25 protein-coding genes are annotated in these 14,906 nt (G+C 67.9%); 4 read left to right on the top strand and 21 right to left on the bottom strand.

The genetic code is table 11. The features are described 5' to 3' along the window. Positions 1 to 272: 272 nt before the first annotated feature. Both ACYVOK_RS14410 and ACYVOK_RS14405 read left to right on the top strand, forming a co-directional pair. On the top strand, positions 273 to 881 hold the full coding sequence (locus ACYVOK_RS14410; RefSeq protein WP_460662886.1) for a hypothetical protein: 609 nt from the start codon (positions 273 to 275) through the stop codon (positions 879 to 881). Positions 882 to 1,055: 174 nt separating this feature from the next. Then, positions 1,056 to 1,742, top strand: a complete 687-nt coding sequence (locus tag ACYVOK_RS14405; protein WP_460662885.1) for a VTT domain-containing protein — start codon at positions 1,056 to 1,058, stop codon at positions 1,740 to 1,742. On the opposite strand, the gene ACYVOK_RS14400 is transcribed toward ACYVOK_RS14405, so the two are convergent. The 5 genes from ACYVOK_RS14400 to ACYVOK_RS14380 form a co-directional block, all read right to left on the bottom strand. Next, complete coding sequence (locus ACYVOK_RS14400; RefSeq protein ID WP_460662884.1) at positions 1,739 to 2,170, bottom strand: DUF302 domain-containing protein; 432 nt, start codon at positions 2,168 to 2,170, stop codon at positions 1,739 to 1,741. The genes ACYVOK_RS14405 and ACYVOK_RS14400 overlap by 4 nt on opposite strands. A gap of 84 nt (positions 2,171 to 2,254) precedes the next feature. Further along, complete coding sequence (locus ACYVOK_RS14395) at positions 2,255 to 2,506, bottom strand: hypothetical protein (RefSeq protein WP_460662883.1); 252 nt, start codon at positions 2,504 to 2,506, stop codon at positions 2,255 to 2,257. A gap of 8 nt (positions 2,507 to 2,514) precedes the next feature. After that, positions 2,515 to 2,820: a hypothetical protein gene (locus ACYVOK_RS14390; protein ID WP_460662882.1), complete on the bottom strand. Its 306-nt coding sequence runs from the start codon at positions 2,818 to 2,820 to the stop codon at positions 2,515 to 2,517. 1 nt (position 2,821) lies between these two features. Next, positions 2,822 to 3,130, bottom strand: coding sequence for a hypothetical protein (locus ACYVOK_RS14385; protein ID WP_460662881.1), 309 nt, complete (start codon positions 3,128 to 3,130; stop codon positions 2,822 to 2,824). Positions 3,131 to 3,399: 269 nt separating this feature from the next. Then, on the bottom strand, positions 3,400 to 3,771 hold the full coding sequence (locus ACYVOK_RS14380; RefSeq protein ID WP_460662880.1) for a hypothetical protein: 372 nt from the start codon (positions 3,769 to 3,771) through the stop codon (positions 3,400 to 3,402). Between the two features lie 195 nt (positions 3,772 to 3,966). On the opposite strand from ACYVOK_RS14380, the gene ACYVOK_RS14375 reads away from it, so the two are divergent. After that, positions 3,967 to 4,308, top strand: coding sequence for a DUF6401 family natural product biosynthesis protein (locus ACYVOK_RS14375; protein WP_460662879.1), 342 nt, complete (start codon positions 3,967 to 3,969; stop codon positions 4,306 to 4,308). A gap of 52 nt (positions 4,309 to 4,360) precedes the next feature. On the opposite strand, the gene ACYVOK_RS14370 is transcribed toward ACYVOK_RS14375, so the two are convergent. The 16 genes from ACYVOK_RS14370 to ACYVOK_RS14295 all read right to left on the bottom strand — a co-directional run bounded on the left by ACYVOK_RS14370 (position 4,361) and on the right by ACYVOK_RS14295 (position 14,336). Next, positions 4,361 to 5,254, bottom strand: coding sequence for a membrane protein (locus ACYVOK_RS14370; RefSeq protein ID WP_460662878.1), 894 nt, complete (start codon positions 5,252 to 5,254; stop codon positions 4,361 to 4,363). A 62-nt stretch (positions 5,255 to 5,316) separates the two neighbouring features. Beyond that, positions 5,317 to 5,700, bottom strand: a complete 384-nt coding sequence (locus ACYVOK_RS14365) for a phage holin family protein (RefSeq protein ID WP_460662877.1) — start codon at positions 5,698 to 5,700, stop codon at positions 5,317 to 5,319. 13 nt (positions 5,701 to 5,713) lie between these two features. After that, on the bottom strand, positions 5,714 to 6,109 hold the full coding sequence (locus ACYVOK_RS14360) for a hypothetical protein (protein ID WP_460662876.1): 396 nt from the start codon (positions 6,107 to 6,109) through the stop codon (positions 5,714 to 5,716). A gap of 58 nt (positions 6,110 to 6,167) precedes the next feature. Further along, positions 6,168 to 6,473, bottom strand: a complete 306-nt coding sequence (locus ACYVOK_RS14355; protein WP_460662875.1) for a gas vesicle protein K — start codon at positions 6,471 to 6,473, stop codon at positions 6,168 to 6,170. Next, positions 6,466 to 6,645, bottom strand: coding sequence for a gas vesicle protein (locus ACYVOK_RS14350; protein ID WP_460662874.1), 180 nt, complete (start codon positions 6,643 to 6,645; stop codon positions 6,466 to 6,468). Before ACYVOK_RS14350 ends, ACYVOK_RS14355 begins: the two co-directional genes overlap by 8 nt. Beyond that, positions 6,642 to 7,409: a GvpL/GvpF family gas vesicle protein gene (locus ACYVOK_RS14345; protein ID WP_460662873.1), complete on the bottom strand. Its 768-nt coding sequence runs from the start codon at positions 7,407 to 7,409 to the stop codon at positions 6,642 to 6,644. Before ACYVOK_RS14345 ends, ACYVOK_RS14350 begins: the two co-directional genes overlap by 4 nt. After that, positions 7,402 to 7,734: a gas vesicle protein gene (locus tag ACYVOK_RS14340; RefSeq protein ID WP_460662872.1), complete on the bottom strand. Its 333-nt coding sequence runs from the start codon at positions 7,732 to 7,734 to the stop codon at positions 7,402 to 7,404. Before ACYVOK_RS14340 ends, ACYVOK_RS14345 begins: the two co-directional genes overlap by 8 nt. A gap of 10 nt (positions 7,735 to 7,744) precedes the next feature. Then, complete coding sequence (locus ACYVOK_RS14335; RefSeq protein WP_460662871.1) at positions 7,745 to 8,146, bottom strand: gas vesicle protein GvpO; 402 nt, start codon at positions 8,144 to 8,146, stop codon at positions 7,745 to 7,747. Between the two features lie 5 nt (positions 8,147 to 8,151). Further along, positions 8,152 to 8,391 (bottom strand): gas vesicle protein GvpG, encoded by a 240-nt coding sequence (locus tag ACYVOK_RS14330; protein ID WP_460662870.1) that lies wholly within the window; start codon positions 8,389 to 8,391, stop codon positions 8,152 to 8,154. A gap of 8 nt (positions 8,392 to 8,399) precedes the next feature. Then, positions 8,400 to 9,155 (bottom strand): GvpL/GvpF family gas vesicle protein, encoded by a 756-nt coding sequence (locus tag ACYVOK_RS14325; RefSeq protein ID WP_460662869.1) that lies wholly within the window; start codon positions 9,153 to 9,155, stop codon positions 8,400 to 8,402. Between the two features lie 2 nt (positions 9,156 to 9,157). After that, on the bottom strand, positions 9,158 to 9,622 hold the full coding sequence (gene gvpJ, locus ACYVOK_RS14320; RefSeq protein ID WP_460662868.1) for a gas vesicle protein GvpJ: 465 nt from the start codon (positions 9,620 to 9,622) through the stop codon (positions 9,158 to 9,160). A 29-nt stretch (positions 9,623 to 9,651) separates the two neighbouring features. Next, positions 9,652 to 11,202 (bottom strand): SRPBCC family protein, encoded by a 1,551-nt coding sequence (locus tag ACYVOK_RS14315; protein WP_460662867.1) that lies wholly within the window; start codon positions 11,200 to 11,202, stop codon positions 9,652 to 9,654. Between the two features lie 5 nt (positions 11,203 to 11,207). After that, complete coding sequence (locus tag ACYVOK_RS14310) at positions 11,208 to 12,230, bottom strand: hypothetical protein (protein ID WP_460662866.1); 1,023 nt, start codon at positions 12,228 to 12,230, stop codon at positions 11,208 to 11,210. Between the two features lie 92 nt (positions 12,231 to 12,322). Then, the gene (locus tag ACYVOK_RS14305; RefSeq protein WP_460662865.1) at positions 12,323 to 12,550 is read right to left on the bottom strand and encodes a hypothetical protein; all 228 of its coding nucleotides are present in this window, start codon (positions 12,548 to 12,550) and stop codon (positions 12,323 to 12,325) included. A gap of 17 nt (positions 12,551 to 12,567) precedes the next feature. Beyond that, positions 12,568 to 12,780, bottom strand: coding sequence for a DUF6458 family protein (locus tag ACYVOK_RS14300; RefSeq protein WP_460662864.1), 213 nt, complete (start codon positions 12,778 to 12,780; stop codon positions 12,568 to 12,570). 338 nt (positions 12,781 to 13,118) lie between these two features. After that, positions 13,119 to 14,336: a serine/threonine-protein kinase gene (locus ACYVOK_RS14295; protein WP_460662863.1), complete on the bottom strand. Its 1,218-nt coding sequence runs from the start codon at positions 14,334 to 14,336 to the stop codon at positions 13,119 to 13,121. Positions 14,337 to 14,488: 152 nt separating this feature from the next. On the opposite strand from ACYVOK_RS14295, the gene ACYVOK_RS14290 reads away from it, so the two are divergent. Beyond that, positions 14,489 to 14,791 (top strand): hypothetical protein, encoded by a 303-nt coding sequence (locus ACYVOK_RS14290; protein ID WP_460662862.1) that lies wholly within the window; start codon positions 14,489 to 14,491, stop codon positions 14,789 to 14,791. The last annotated feature ends 115 nt before the right edge of the window (positions 14,792 to 14,906 follow it).

Below are 14,906 nucleotides of genomic sequence, written 5' to 3'. Positions count from 1 at the left end.
AGCCGGTACCGATTGCGGCGATCGACGTGTGCGCGCAACCGGAACGGGCACCGAGGAGCAAGGTCAGTGCGTTCCGCGCGGGAAGTTGCTGCCGAGGCCGCGCGCGTTGAGGGAAACAGCGCGCGCGGCCGCCCGCACCCCGCCCACACCCCCGGTGATCAGCCGCCGCCGGCCCGGGCGCGGATTCGGCGCGGAAAATTCCGCGGGAACGGTATTGACACGTGGCGTGAAAACCGGTCCGCGAAGAGTGATCATGGAGGTGACAGAGGGAAGTGAGTGTCGTGGCGGCGGATTTGCGGGCCGGTACCAGGGTCGGCCTCGGCCTCGGCGGGATCGCGCTCGTCGCGGTGGGGATCCTGCTCGCCTTCCGCGGCGCCAGCGATCTGACCGCTCTGGGAGCCTTGCTGGTCGGAGCGGTCGTCGCGGTGGCCGCCGTCACCGGCCGCCTGCCGGAGGAGGTCGGCCTGCACCGTGTCACGTTCGGTCCCGAGGACCGCAGTCCCGCTGCCTACCGAGAAGCCCTGAACGACGCGGTCCGGCAGGCGTTCCCCGAGGTCGGTCCTCCGAGCCCGGACGCCGACTGGCAGCCGCGCCGGCCGACGTACTGGATCGACGAACTCCAACTCCGCATCGTCGTTCGCTGGGCACCCGATCGCTCGGTCCATCTCGATGTCTCGACGGTCGAATCGGACGTCTCGGGCACGCGCGACGCTGTCGGCGTACTGCTCGTCACGAACGTCGACGAGATCGACCACCTCCAAGCCGCCGTACGGTCCAGGACCGACCGCGCGGCCGTCGTCCGGTGGCGCTCGAACGACGACACCGCCGCACTACAACGCACCGCCCGCGGCCTCAGCGCACCCAACGAACCGCTGCAGTAGTCGAACCGGTTGTGGATGCATCGAGCGGCCCGTACGTCGCCGAGCGCGGCATCACCCAGCTCCTCGACATCCCCGCGGGCGGTCGCGCCTCCTTCAGAACTCGAACACCATTGTACGAGTAATGCGCTACACTAACTCGAACAGCACTGTTTGAGAAAACTCTGAGGGGCAGTCATGAGCACAACATGGCGCCGGTTCGTGCCGTGGGAAGGGCGCGCCACCCGTCTCGACCTGGGGCTGATGGGGGCGATCCTCGGGGTGGTCGCGATCGGGGTGGCCATGCGGCCGCTGAAGCCGTTTCTGCTCGCCTCCCACCCGGTGATGCTCGAGTTCCTCACCGGCGATCTGACCGCGATCGGGGCGGCGGCGGCCTTCGCCCGGATCGGCGAGGCACCGTTGTGGCTGGTCGTCGTCGCCGGCGCCGCCGGCATGGTGAAGTTCGACTGGCTCACCTGGTGGACCGGCCGCCAGTGGGGGCTCGGCATCGTCAGGATGTTCACCACCAGCGAGCGCGCTCACCGCTTCGCTGCCCGGGCCACCGAACTGAACCCCTGGATCCTCCGGGCCGCCGTCGTCTTCGCGCTGCTGCCCGGCGTCCCGACAGCGGTCGTCTACGCGATGGCAGGCTGGGCCGGGATGCGGCTGCTCACCTTCCTCCTCCTCGATCTGGCCGGCGCGGCACTCATGACCGGCGTGGTCGTTGCTGTCGGCTACAAATCCGGTCAGCGCGGGGTCGACCTCGTCCTGCTGGTCGACCGGTACGCCTCCCTGGTCAGCCTGACGATGATCGCCGCGGCCGCACTGGTCCCGCTGGTCAAACGACTGATCCGCCGGCGGAATCGGGCCGGCGGCAACGTTTAGCTCTCGGTGTTCGCGGCCTGGGTGGTCAGTTGCTCCAAGGCTGTCAGGGGTTCGACGAGTTCAGGGGCCAGGCGGTGGCGCTTGGCCCACCAGGTGGGATCGAGGTAGGTCATCCAGACGGTCTCGTTGTCGTCGCGCCAGACCAGCACCCGGAGCGGCAGATCGAGTGCCGCGAGCGGCGCCGCGGCGATGATCGTCGCGTTCAGCGCGGGGTCGCCGAAGCCGACGAGCTTCGTGTCGCGCAGTTCCGTCCCGGCCCGGTGCGCCTCACCGCTGTGGTCCACGACGAAGAAGGGTGTGTTACCGGCGTTCCGGATCGCGGCTGTCAGCCGCAGTACGGTCTCCGCGACAGAGAAGGGGCTTCGCTTGTGGATCACACCGCTCATCGACCGCACCCCTGTCGGCGCAGTCTTCAGCTCAACCGCCATCGCGCACCTCCGTGGTCAGCAGTTCATCTGCTTCCTTCAGCCAGGGTCGGTCACGCGGGCCTCCACGTACAGGGAACAGGCCGATCACGCGCCGTCAGGCTCGCTGCGACCCAGGCGGAGCTGCACGGTCAGCTGGCGTCCCTGGTCCGGGCCTTCGATCTCCCGGACCGTCACCAGGTAGTTCCCCGCGTTCGCGGCCAACGGAGTGGAGACGACCCTGAAGGTGCGGCCCTCGACGGAGAAGGTCAGCCCGTGCCCGACGTCCGCGACGTCGAGGAGAAACTGGCCAGGACCGAGCCGTACGGCGCTGACCGGGGCAGACCCGTCGTCATCCACCACGGAGCCTAGGCATCCGGCCGCCGCGGATGCTGCCCGGCACGGGCAGCCAGCGCCTGATCCAGTTGTCGACGCCATTCATACGCCAGTTCGAGCGCTTGAATGCGCAGGGATTCCAGGACGGCGTTTTTCACCTGGTGCAGTACCGGCCCGTGATCATGCCAGAAGGCCGCCATCGATCGCTGGAGTTCGGGAGCAGACAGCTCCGATCGACCGGCCGCCTGAAGCTGTGCTTTGAGGTCTTCCAAGCCGGACAGCACAGCTCCGACGCGGGCGTCGTCGAGCGACGAATTCGGATCCTGCTCCGCGTTCATGTCACGGCTGGACGGGAGTCGGCGGTCTGCCACCGGCCGGCGATCCACCGCCGAGCCCCTGCAGGAGACGGATGAGCGCGTCGATCAGGTTGCGGAGCAGGTCACCGAGGACCCCGTTCAGATCGACGCCGTCGAGCAGCCCGGCGATCGCGCACAGCAGGTTCCCCAGCAGGTTGCCGGGTCCGGGGATCGCGGTCACATCGAGAACGACCTGGTTCAGCTGCACGCGCAGGCCCAGCAGGTTCAGGTCCAACGGACCGAGCTCGAGGTGAAGAATCGGGCAGACCTCCGGCTGCGGAGGGGTGGTCATGGCGGGCTCCGTTCTGCAGGTTCCGGTCCTTCGAGTCTCGACCCGTTCGCAGAAACCGTGCAATGACGAGGCGCCGGGATTTTCGATTGAAATTCGCACCGGTCCGCTATTCAGCAAAACAATCAAGTCGCGTGACTTCCGGTGAGGAAATAGTCACGCTGAGAGGGTCGAATGCGTAATGTCGAGACGCAAAAACCGTCTTCGGCTGGACGAGCCGCGCAGCGAAAGAGGCGGCGCCCGGCCGGGCACCGCCTCTGTGGACCGGTTCGTCAGCCTCGACGGACGGCCTTCTCGAGCTCGGCCTTCGTCATCCTCGAACGACCCTTGATCCCGAGTCGTGCGGCGTCGGCGTACAGCTCGTCCTTCGTGCGGCCGGTCGCACCGGCACGGCCGCGGGTCCGGCCCCCGACTTCTTCGCGGACCCGGCCGGCCGCTTCGCGGGTCCGGCCGACGGCTCCTTCGCGAGTTCGGCCCGCGGTGCTCGTGCGGGTCCGAGTCGCCTTCTTGCGCGTCGATGATCCGGTGTCGTCCCCAGAGCCGACACCAGCCTTGGTGGCCAGGTCCTTGACGCCGGCCATCGCTTGCTCGAGCCCCTCCTCGAGCTTGTCGCCCACCTTCTCGCCCAACCGCTTCCGCGGCATGACAACTCCTTCCCGCCTGCGGTCTCTGGGCCTTCGGTACCCGCGAAATTCACCGGGCATTCGCCGCGCGGCGTACGACCACCCGAGTGACACCGCCCGGCCTCGGTGACCGCATAGCGGCCAACGTCCGGTCCGGGCGCCCGCGAGCCGAACACGGCTTCCGGCCGCCGGGACGGATCCGTAGCCTACGGAGGCATGACGTGGTTGAGGCCCCTGCAGGAGGCGAGCGCACGACGAGAACTCGCGCGGTTGCGCGACCGGCTCGTTCCCGGCCTCGGTTCCTTCGAACCGGCGCTCCAAGCTGCCATCGATCAGCATGCGGCAGCCGTCCGCGACATCCTCGGGCTGACGGCGGGACGAGCCGGCCCGGTCGAACTCGCCGCCTACGCGCGCGGTGTGCTCGACGCCGCCGGCGAGCAGGGGTGGCGGAGCCCGGACATCCCCGACTGGGTGACCATCCGCGTCCTGGCCACGGTCGGTCTCGCCTTCCCGACGTACCACCATCGCCCTGACGTGCTCGATCAGATGACGTTGTGAAAGGTCCTCGAGCGCTCCGCCCAAGCGCTCGAGGACCGGTATCAGCGGATCGTCAGATGTCGCTCCTCGGCGGTGGCGGTGGCGGGCTCGTGGTCCGGCCCTGGTCGCCCATGAGTCCCCCGGTCACCCCTGCCGACGGCTCACTCGGTGTGCGGGCCGACGATTCACTCGGTGTGCGGGCCGACGACTCACTCGGTGTGCGGGCCGACGACTCACTCGGCTCGCGCTGCCATTGACTGCGTTCGGCGTCCTCGCGCCCGCGCTGGTAGGCCTCCTCACGCGCACGGGCGTTCGGGAAGTCCTGTTCGGCCCGGTCCAGCCAGCGTTCCCATCGTTGCTGCATCGGGCGGATCATCCCGCCGCCCATGCCGACGACGATGACGCCGCCGACAGTGGCCAGGACGGCGATCAGCACCGGGGTGGTGACCGCGGTGGCGACGCCGATCTGGTTCAGCGCGGCGATGACGCCCAGCGCGATCACGAAGATCTGCACGGCCTTCGCCACGAGTTGACCGTAGCTCAGGGCCGACAGCGCACTGCCGACCAGGTCCCGCAGAGCGTTGGCGATCGCGGCCGCGACGACCACGATGACGATCGCGACCACCGCTCGCGGGAGCCATGCGACGATCGACGCGAGCAGGTTGCTGACGGGGTTCGGGCCGAAGACGCCGAAGGCGAACTGCAGCGCGATCAGCAGCACGGCGTAGTACACCAGGGCCGCGATGAGACCGCTGGCGTCGTACTTGGACTGCTCGAGCGCCCGGCCGACGCCGCCACGCTCGACGGCCCGGTCGAATCCGACCCGGCCGAGCACGACGTCGACGATCTTGCGCAGTGCCTTGGCGATGAGCCATCCGATCAGCAGGATGACCAGGAACAGGGCGAACTTCGGCAGGAAGGTGATCACCGCACCGACCGCGTCGTTCCATGATTGGGTCAGGTCCATCGTTTCGGTTCCCTTCGATCAACCCGACGTCTCCCCAGCTGACTGCGGGCAGCGGTTGGAGGTCAATCTGTTTCGAGTCGGTCCGGCAGGAAGACGTTCACCAGCCAACTGACCACCGTGATGATCAGTGCGCCGAGCAGGGCGGTTCCGAACCCTTCGACTTCGAACGGTACGTCGAGCCCGTCGCTGATCCAGGACGTCAGCAGCAGCATCAATGCATTGATGACGAAGATCAGCAGCCCGAGCGTCAGGACGATGAACGGCAGTGACAGGATCGTCGCCAGCGGTTTGACGAACGCGTTGACGATCCCGAAGATCGCCGCCACCGCAACCAGCGTGACGACCCTCCGGGTGGTGCTCGCACCGCTGATGGTGATGTCGGCGAGCAGCCAGGCGGCGACGGCGAGCGCGACGGCGTTGACCACCAGTCGCATGACGATCTTCATGATCAGCCTCCAATCAGCTGTGGAAGACGCCGGCCAGCCTCTTCCGGCCCCGGCCGGCCGCCTTTCCGGCGTCGCCGACCATGTCGCCAACCATGCCGCCGACCATGCCGCCGGCCTTCTTCCGCAGCTTGCGGCCGGACTTCTTGCCCCGCTTGCGGGCTCGCTTGACGTCACCCGAGACGCTGCCGTGGGCTCGCAACCCCATGCCCTTGCGCACGCCGCGCTTCACCTCGGGAGCCCGTGGCACCATCAGCTGTACGCCGTACCCGTACATCCGAAGCCCGAGCGCCATCAGCGGGATCCCGAGCGGCAGCAGGATCAGCGTGACGCACAACAGGGCCGCCACGATCATCACGACCGTCGCGAGCAGCCACACGAGCGCTGCCGCGATGCCTCGAAGGAATTTCATGATCATCACGTCCAAACAGCCGGGTCTGCCTGACGGTGCCGCGCAGTAGGGGCAACCATCAGCCACGCCCTTGTTCCGGGAGGAGTGAACCGAGCGGGCCCAGGTCGATGTTCAGGTCCGCCGCACTCAGGCCGAACTGCTCCCGCAGAGCGGTCATGGCTTCGTCGAGTCGCATCAGGCCGAGGCCGAGTTCCTCGACCTGTGTCGCACTGAGGTCGCCCTGGTCCATCCGCCGAATCGCCTGGCGCTCCATCAGCTGGCGGACCAGTTCCACGATCGTCAGCACGAGCTTCAGCAGTTCGCGCTCGACGTTGTCCGCGTTCGCCTCGATCCGCTCGGTGAGCGGCAGCAGGGGTTCAGTCATAGGGAGTCAGCTCCTTGCGCACCGATTGGATGACGGCCGACAGCTGGATGCGCACCAGGTCGACGTCCGCCAGTGAGATGACCACGTCCCCGGAGATGACGACACCCTTGCCCAGCAGCCTGTCCAACAGATCCACCAGGCTGGGCTCGGTGCCCACGGTCTCGACGGTCATGGGTTGTCCAGGACGGCGAAGGAGTACGGCGGCCAGGGGCCGTTCACCTCGATGTCGAACGACGGGTACTTGGTCCGCAGTTCGCTGACCAGCTCGAAGAACTCGGTACTGCGGTCGTCGTCGACGAGGAACGTCGCGTTGAGGGCCATCGTCTCCCGGCGGCCGGTGAGTCGCTGGTCCTGCGGGGCGAGGCGCCGGGTCGCGGCCGCACCGGGCACGAGGTCCCAGAACAGCTGGTCCGCGAGCGCCTGCTGATCCGCGGCCGCTGCCTGCCGGCCGCGGATCTCGGCCCGGCGTCGCTCCAGATAGGCGACACCGGAGCCGGCCGCCTCGGCCTCGACAGGTGCCGACGGCATCGACTGCACGCGGCTGAAGGCCTTCACGCTCCATTCGCTGCGCCGGTCGATCCGGTCGAGGGCCAGCACCAGATCGTCGTACAACTCCTCGATCCGGTCGCACGCGGCGTCGTCCGATCGATAGATCGTGACCAGGCGGAACGGTGCGAGCGCGGTGGTGATGGCGGCCGCTCGCCGCACGATCTCGTCGTGCCGGCGTGCGGTCTTCTCCACCCACGCGAGGCTTTCCAGGTTCTGCCGCAGCGCGGACTCGCCGTACTCGGTCAGGTCGACGGTGCTCACCACGGCGGTCAGATCGCGATGCTTGATCGTCCTGACCGGCGCGTCGCTGACTCCTTCGAGCATGGCGAGCGCTCCGTCGTCGAGGTTCCGGCCGACCGCGTAGACATACGTTCCGGTGTCACTCACGGTCGCGCTCCAGCTCCTCGACCCGCTCCCGGAGCTTGCGGTTCTCGTCCGCCAGTTCCTGGGCGTCGTTGGACAGCATCGGATCACGGGTCCACCAGTCGATGCCCATCTCCATCGCCTTGTCGACGGACACCACGAGCAGGCGGATCTTGACGGTCAGGAGTTCGATGTCGAGCAGGTTCACCCTGATGTCACCGGCGATGATGATGCCCTTGTCGAGCACCCGCTCGAGGATGTCGGCCAGGCCCTCCGGCCGGGGAGCCGCGGACGCGAACCCGTACCGGTCCATGGCCGGCCGGCGGGACGAGATCGTCGGTTCGGTCATCGCGTCTCCCTCACTCCTGGATCCGCCCACGGACGTAGCGGTCCGCCCGCCGGTAGCCGGTCACCGCGCCGTCGCGGTCGACATCGACCTCGTACACGGCGAGGATGTCCGTCGTCTCCGGGATCCGGCGTGACTCGACCACCTCGACCAGCACCCGCCAGCCGTCGTCGTGCTTCTCGACCCCGACGATGCCTTCGGGCACCTGGCCGATCAGCTGAGACAGTTCCCTGGCGGCGGACACCGCGATCGAGCGCAGCGACTTCGGCGGATCGGCCTGCCCGTCCTGCGACGCGCGATCCGGAGCCTTGCGCTCGGCCGGCGCCCGGCGTTCCGAGGTGCCCTTCGACGTACGGCGTTGCGACGTGCTCTTGGACGGGGTACGGCGTTCGGTCGACTTGCGCGGAGTTGCCATGCAGATCAGGTCTCCCCACGTCGGCGGGCATTGGCGGCCAGCAGCCGGCCGAGCAGCTCATCCTCGAGCGCGGCGGCGTCGTCCGGGTCGATCTCCCCGCTCTCCCTGAGCGCGTCGATCTGCTCGAGCTGCAGGCGGATCCGGGCCGGGTCGTAGTACTCGTTCTCGGCCTGTCGCCGGATCTGCTCTGCCAGGGCGACGGTCATCCGAACCGGTGTGAGCGGCAGAGTCAGGAGGCTCGTCATCAGGCCCATCACTCCTCCGCTTCCACGAAGTCGTACGGCGCGGTCGGGCCGACCAGCTTCAGCTGCGCCCGCCCGGCGAACGCCTCGGCCAACTCCTCCACCGCCTGCTCGAACTCCGCGCGTCGGCTGTCCTCGATCAGCAGCGCGACGTCGAGCAACCGGTCCAGGCCGGCACTTTCGCGGATGTTCACCGCCGCGGCGTGGCGTTCGAGCTCGGCCAGCAGCGTCTGCCCGTCCTCGGCGCTCTTCCGTTCCAGCGCCCGGGCCACCAACTCGCCCAGCCGCACGCGCTCGCCGTACGACGAGTCGTCGGGCTGCTCCCGGGTGGCTTCCCGCAACTGAGCGATCTCGGGGTTCTCCGCCACGACCTCACTCAGGATCTGCCGTTCGTCGTACCGCGCGCGGACGGTGAACTGCGAATGGCCTGCCAGGTCCTCCAGCATCGCGTGGAACCGGTCATGGCTCGGCTCCAGCAGCTCGGCCATGACCGCGTCGCGATTCTCCAGCACCGACCCGAAACGGACGGGAATGACCGGCCCCAGCGCCGCCAGCGCGTCGAGCACGCGGCTGTGGGCCAGCAGGTCCTCCCGCCCGGCCAGGGTTCGCTCGGTGTCCAGCAGACTGGTGACCGCGGCGACGTCGCCGTACGGGATCAGGCTGACGACCTGGTCGTCGACGCCCTTGAGGTCCGTCGGGACGACGAGGTCCGCGGCCACGATGCCGTACAGGTAACACCCGAGGCCGACGTCGCTCGGCGTGGTCACCGTCACTCCTCGGTCCTCCGGCGGCGAGCGGCGGCCTTCTTGGCCGGCCGGCGACGCGGACGCGCTTCCTCGTACTCGCGCTCGTCCTCGTCCTGGTCACTGCTGCGGCGGTCCTCGTCGGAGCCCGAGCCGAGCAGTGCCTCCTTCGCGCCGGACAGGAGACCGCGGGTCTTGCCGGACGCGCCCTGCTCGGTGATCTCCCCGATCATCTCCGGGAGATCCTTGCTCTTCTCGTACAGGTCGAGGCGGTTGGTGGCCTCCGCGAAGCGCAGGTAGGTGTCAACGCTGGCCACGACGATCCGGGCGTCGATGGTCAGGAGTTCGATACCGACCAGGGAAACCCGGACGTAGGCATCGATGACCAGTCCTTTGTCGAGGATGCTGTCGATGACGTCCGCGAGACTGCTCGGTGCGGGCCTTTCCAGATATCCGCCGGATCGGCGTTGGCCTGTGGCCGCGACGGTCATGGGTCTACCTTCCAGTCGACTGCGGTGGCTCAACTCGCGCGGCGCCGGGGCCGCTCGTCGGGTTCTTCCTCGTACTCCTCGTCCTCGTCGTACTCGTCCTCGTACTCGTCTTCGTCCTCGTCCGCGGGCTCTTCGTCCTCGTACTCGTCCTCGTCCTCGTCCGCGGGCTCTTCTTCCTCGTCGTACTCGTCCTCGGGCTGGTCTTCCTCTTCGCCCTCGTCCTCGTACTCGTCTTCCTCGTCGTACTCGTCCGCGTCGGCGGACTCTTCGTCGCCGGCCGCCTCTTCTTCCTCGTCGTACTCGTCCTCGGGCTGGTCTTCCTCTTCGCCCTCGTCCTCGTACTCGTCTTCTTCCTCGTACTCGTCCTCGTCGGCCGGCTCTACCTCGTCGGTGGGCTCTTCCTCATCGGCGGGTTCTTCCTCGTCGGCGGACTCTTCTTCTTCCTCGTACTCGTCCTCGGGCTGGTCTTCCTCTTCGCCCTCGTCCTCGTACTCGTCTTCCTCGTCGTACTCGTCCTCGTCGGCCGGCTCTACCTCGTCGGTGGGCTCTTCCTCATCGGCGGGTTCTTCCTCGTCGGCGGACTCTTCGTCCTCGTCGTACTCGTCCTCGGGCTGCTCTTCCTCTTCGCCCTCGTCCTCGTACTCGTCCTCTTCGTCGTACTCGTCCTCGTCAGCCGGCTCTTCCTCGCCGGCCGAGTCCTCGTCGTACTCCTCGTCCTCGGAGGCCTCCTCGTCGGTGCGCACCACCCGCGAGTCGCGGATCTCGCCGCGCCAGCCGTCGACCTCGTCGGGATGGAGGATGACGTTCGTCATCACGTGGCGCTGGAACTGCTTGAGCTCCACGCGGGCCCGGCGGCCCTGCGCACGCCAGATGTTGCCGACCCGCTCGAACAGGCCCTGCGGGTAGTACTCGAGGACGACGAGAATGCGCGTCAGGTTGGGAGCGAGCTCGTGGAACGTCACCGAGCCGTCGACGTGGCCCTTCTCCCCCTTGGAGCGCCAGACGATCTTCTCCTCGGGCACCTGCTCGAGGATGGTCGCCTCCCAGGTCCGGTGCGACCAGAGGATCTTGGCCTTGAAGTCGACCTTCTCGTCGGACTTCTGCTCGACGTTCTCGACCTTCTTCATGAAGCCGGAGAACTCCTGGAACTGCGTCCACTGGTTGTAGGCGACCTCGATCGGTACGCCGACATCGATCGTCTCGATGATGGTCGTGACCTTCGTGCGCTGCTTGCCGCCCGAACCTCCGGAAGCGGCGTCCTTCGCCTTGTCAACGGCTCCCATGACCCCGCCTTTCAATGCACCCATCAGGGGTGATCGTCCCGACATCGCCGCCTTGCCTCCGCCGGCGAGCGCCTTGCCGGCGACACCGCCCCCCGCGGCGACATCGCCCAGCCGGTCGGTCAGATCCGAGATCTTCCCGGCGGCTGCCTCAGCAGTGCGTTGGGTGGCGGCCGAGAGCGCGTTCTGCAGTTCGCTCTTCAACCGGTCGACCGGAAGTTCGTCGATGATGGACTTGAAGCCGTTGCGGTCTTCAGTGCCCGATTGAGGGCCCGATTGAGAGCCCGATCGTTCGGCCATGTCGGTCACCCGCGCTTCCTCGCCGAGGATCCGCTCGTCGACTTACTCGTGCTCTTCTTGGCCGCGGTCTTCTTCGCGGCGGTCTTCTTGGCCGCGGTCTTCCGCGGCGGCGACGACTTCTTGGCCGTGGCCTTCTTCGCGGGGGCCTTCTTCGCGGGGGCCTTCTTCGCGGTGGTCTTGGCGGCCGTCTTCTTGGCCGGCGACGTGCTCTTCTTGGCCGTCGACGCGGAGGACTTCTTGGCGCCGGCCGACTTGCGCGCACCGGAATCCGAGGACGAGCCGGAACCCGAGGACGACGACCCCGAGGACGACGAACCGGAGCCGCCGCTCGCAGCCTTCGCCGCGGTCTTCTTCGCGGCCGAGCCGCCGCGGCTGTCGCCACCGCCGGTGCGCCGTTCGCCACCGCCGGAACGCCGTTCGCCGCCGCCGCTGGACCGATCGCCTCCGCCGGACCGTTCGCCTCCGCCGGACCGGCCGCGCCCACTCTCCGATCGGCTGCGTCCAGTCTCCGTCCGGCTGCGTCCACTCTCGGACCGACTGCCTCCGCCGCCGGACGAGCCCCGGTCGGGCTGGTCGGTGTCGCTCGACTCGCCACCACTGTCGTCCTGGTCGGAGCTCCTGCGGGCAGTCACGCCGCCACGAGGCCTTCTACGACGCTTCGGACGCTCCTCGCGATCCTCGGACTCCTGGGACTCCCCGGAGTCCTCACCGCCCTTGCCCGCGGCGAGCATCCGGTCCGTACGATCCTTGATCGAGTCGCTCACCCGGTTGAGCCTGTTGCTCGCCGCCGCCACCGCGGCCTCGCGGCCCGCGGTCACAAGCCTGCCGCGGACCTGGTCGGACAGCTTCGACAGCTCGGGGTTCTGCTCGACGACGGTCGCGAGTTGCTGCACGATCGCACGCGGATCCGTCGCGATCCGCTTGCCGGCCAGCAAGCCACCGACGGTGATCGCCAGCCTGAGCTTCTTGGTGCGGCCGAGCAGATAACCGCTCGCGACGGCAGCCGCCACCTTTGCGGTGGTGTTCATGGACTCTCCCTACAGAGTGGTAGTGCCACCTCGAAGGAGTTCTCCGAGTGGCATTCGGCAACGAACAGCGGCGGTCCTGGACCGGAGCCGGATCACTGGGCCAAGGCGGCGATCCGCCGGAGCATCGGAATGCTCGGGTAGTTCTCCTCGCGGACCTTGCGCACCAGGACCCCGGCGTAGATCGGGACCTCGTCGGGCTCCAGCAGCGACTCGATCAGGTCGAGCATCGTGATGGACGGAAAGCGTTCGTCCGCCACCTTGTCGAGCAACGCGTCCAGCAACAACTCGCGGGCGTCGGGCGGCTTGCGTGAATCAGGCATCATCGCTCCAGACCGGTTCAGTCACGGATGTCACGGCGCTCCTGGACGGAGGTGTGCGTCGTTCTGCTTCGCTGGTTCGCGAACAGCAGCGCGACGGCCAGGCCGATCGCGCCGGCGCCCATCAGCACCCACCCGACCGCGGTCAGGTCCACGCCGCTGAGCCGATCCGCCACAGCGAACGCCAGTACTCCGCCCACGGCGAGCAGGAATACGGATACGCCGATTCCCATGGATCCTCCCTACGACCCTCCCCCGTTCCGAAATGCGATAGGGACGCGGTACCCAACGCCGTTTGCAACAAAACGACATCAAGGTCGCATACTTTCAGCGAATCAACGACCGCATTACGCATCGGTTCAACTAAACGATCATTTCAATCGGATGCCCGCAAAAGCCATTTCGAATTCAATTCTTTCGGGGATTTCGCAGCGTGCCGACTGCCCGGGCCCGCGCCTGGGTACCAGGCCGGTGACGGCCGCAGCCGATGCTGTTCCCTCTCGGTGGCCGCCCTGCTCCCGGAGCCACCCCCTCGCGCTCCGGGAGCAGTTCGCCGAGATTCCCCGGTGCGTCAGCGCTTCGCCTTGTTCGACTTACCGGAGTCCTTGTCCGGCTTCCCGGACTTCTTCTCGCCCTTGTCCGGGCCGGACTTCTCCTCGGCCTCGGAGTTGCCGGGCCCGGAGTTGCCGGATGATTCCCGGGCGGATGGGGTGGAGGTCGTCGGTCGACGCGTCGGCGGAGGGGCCGGCCTCGAGGTGGCCGGCGTACCGGGTACCACCGCCGGTGTCGTCGCCGTTCCGTTCCCCGGAACCAACTCGTTGGTCGCCGGGACCTCGACTCCCCTGGTCTCGAGCAAGAAGCCGACTGTCGCCGACACCACCAACGCGCAGGTCGCGGCGAGTCCGGCGAGCACTGGCTTCGAAGTGATCCGGCGTACCGGCAACGTCGTCGTCTCGTCGTCCGAGCCCGCAATGACCGGTGGTACGCCGTCGGCGACCTGGGCTGCCGTCGGCCGGCGGGCCGGATCCTTGTCGAGCATCCAGAAGATGAGGGCCTCGAGCTCACTCGCCAGCTCCGGCCGAAGGGCGCTCGGTGGCACCGGGTCGTCCTGCACGTGCTGGTACATGATCGACGCCGGCGTGTCGGCCGTGAACGGCGGATGGCCGGTCATCAGCTGATAGAGCACACAGCCGAGCGAGTAGACGTCGGAAGCCGGTTCCGCCGGCTTGCCCATCGCCCGCTCCGGTGAGAGGTAGTGACTGGTTCCGACGATCTGACCAGTCGCAGTCAGGGTCGTGGTCGTGTCATGGACGAACCTCACGATCCCGAAGTCCGCGACTTTCACCGTGCCGTCCTCGGTCAGCAACAGGTTCCCGGGCTTGACGTCCCGGTGGACGATTCCCTCTTGATGGGCAGCTGCCAACCCAGCAGCGGCCTGCCTGACGACGTCCTGGGCGCGCTCCGGTGCGAACAGGCCATTGCGCTTCAGTTCCTCGGCCACCGTGTGACCGCTGACCAGCTCCATCGCGAGGTAGTAGCCGTCGTGATACCGGCCGAAGTCGTAGGCGGCGACCACATGGGGGCTTCGGATCCTCGCTGTCGCCCGCGCCTCGCGCAGGAAGCGCTCCGACGCGGCGAGCGTCCGCGGAACCGGCAGCATCAGCTTGACCGCGAGCTGCCGGCCCAGCACCTCGTCGGTCGCCCGATAGACCTCCCCCATCCCACCGCGCCCGAGCACCTCACCAAGCCTGTAACGGCCGGCGACAAGACCCTCCTCCGTTTGCCTCACCGCAAGTCGGTACCCGGTCCCGACCGACTCAGTCGCCGATGCGCCGGACCGTCTTTCGTACCGCCCTCGATGCCGCATGGTGCTGGGTACCTGGACGAGGCGCCCTGGGTTGGACAAAAGCCCATCCGGCCGCCCGACACAGCGGGAACGCCATGAGCATCTCGGTCCTTCGGATCAGCCGCCCCCATAGCGACGCACGTCTGCTCTGCCGATTCGTCCATCAACTCACAGTCCGCTCCGGGGTCACCGTGGGCGCTCGCCGGTCGGCCGGCGTGTCCGGCCAATGGCAGATCGTCTGGTACGACGGCCCGACCGTCATCGCGATGCGGCGTCACGCCGCAGACCTCGGCCAAGCGGTGGTCGGCGTCGACCTCGACCACCTGATCTGGCGACGTACCGCTCGAGTACGCTCACGCCACGTCGACGTTCCGGAGCCCACTTCGCTGGGCCATTGACGTGAGCAGGTTCCGGGTGCCCACTGGAGTGTGAGCCGCTTCGCGTTGGGCATGCCTCGGCCAGGCCGAGTGCAGCCAAGCTCGAGGGCCGGGTCTCGTTCTGGCGACGGGCATG

Source organism: Kribbella swartbergensis (assembly GCF_054784135.1).
The sequence above is the reverse complement of the archived record's forward strand: the minus strand, read 5'-3'. Positions and strand labels throughout refer to the sequence as shown.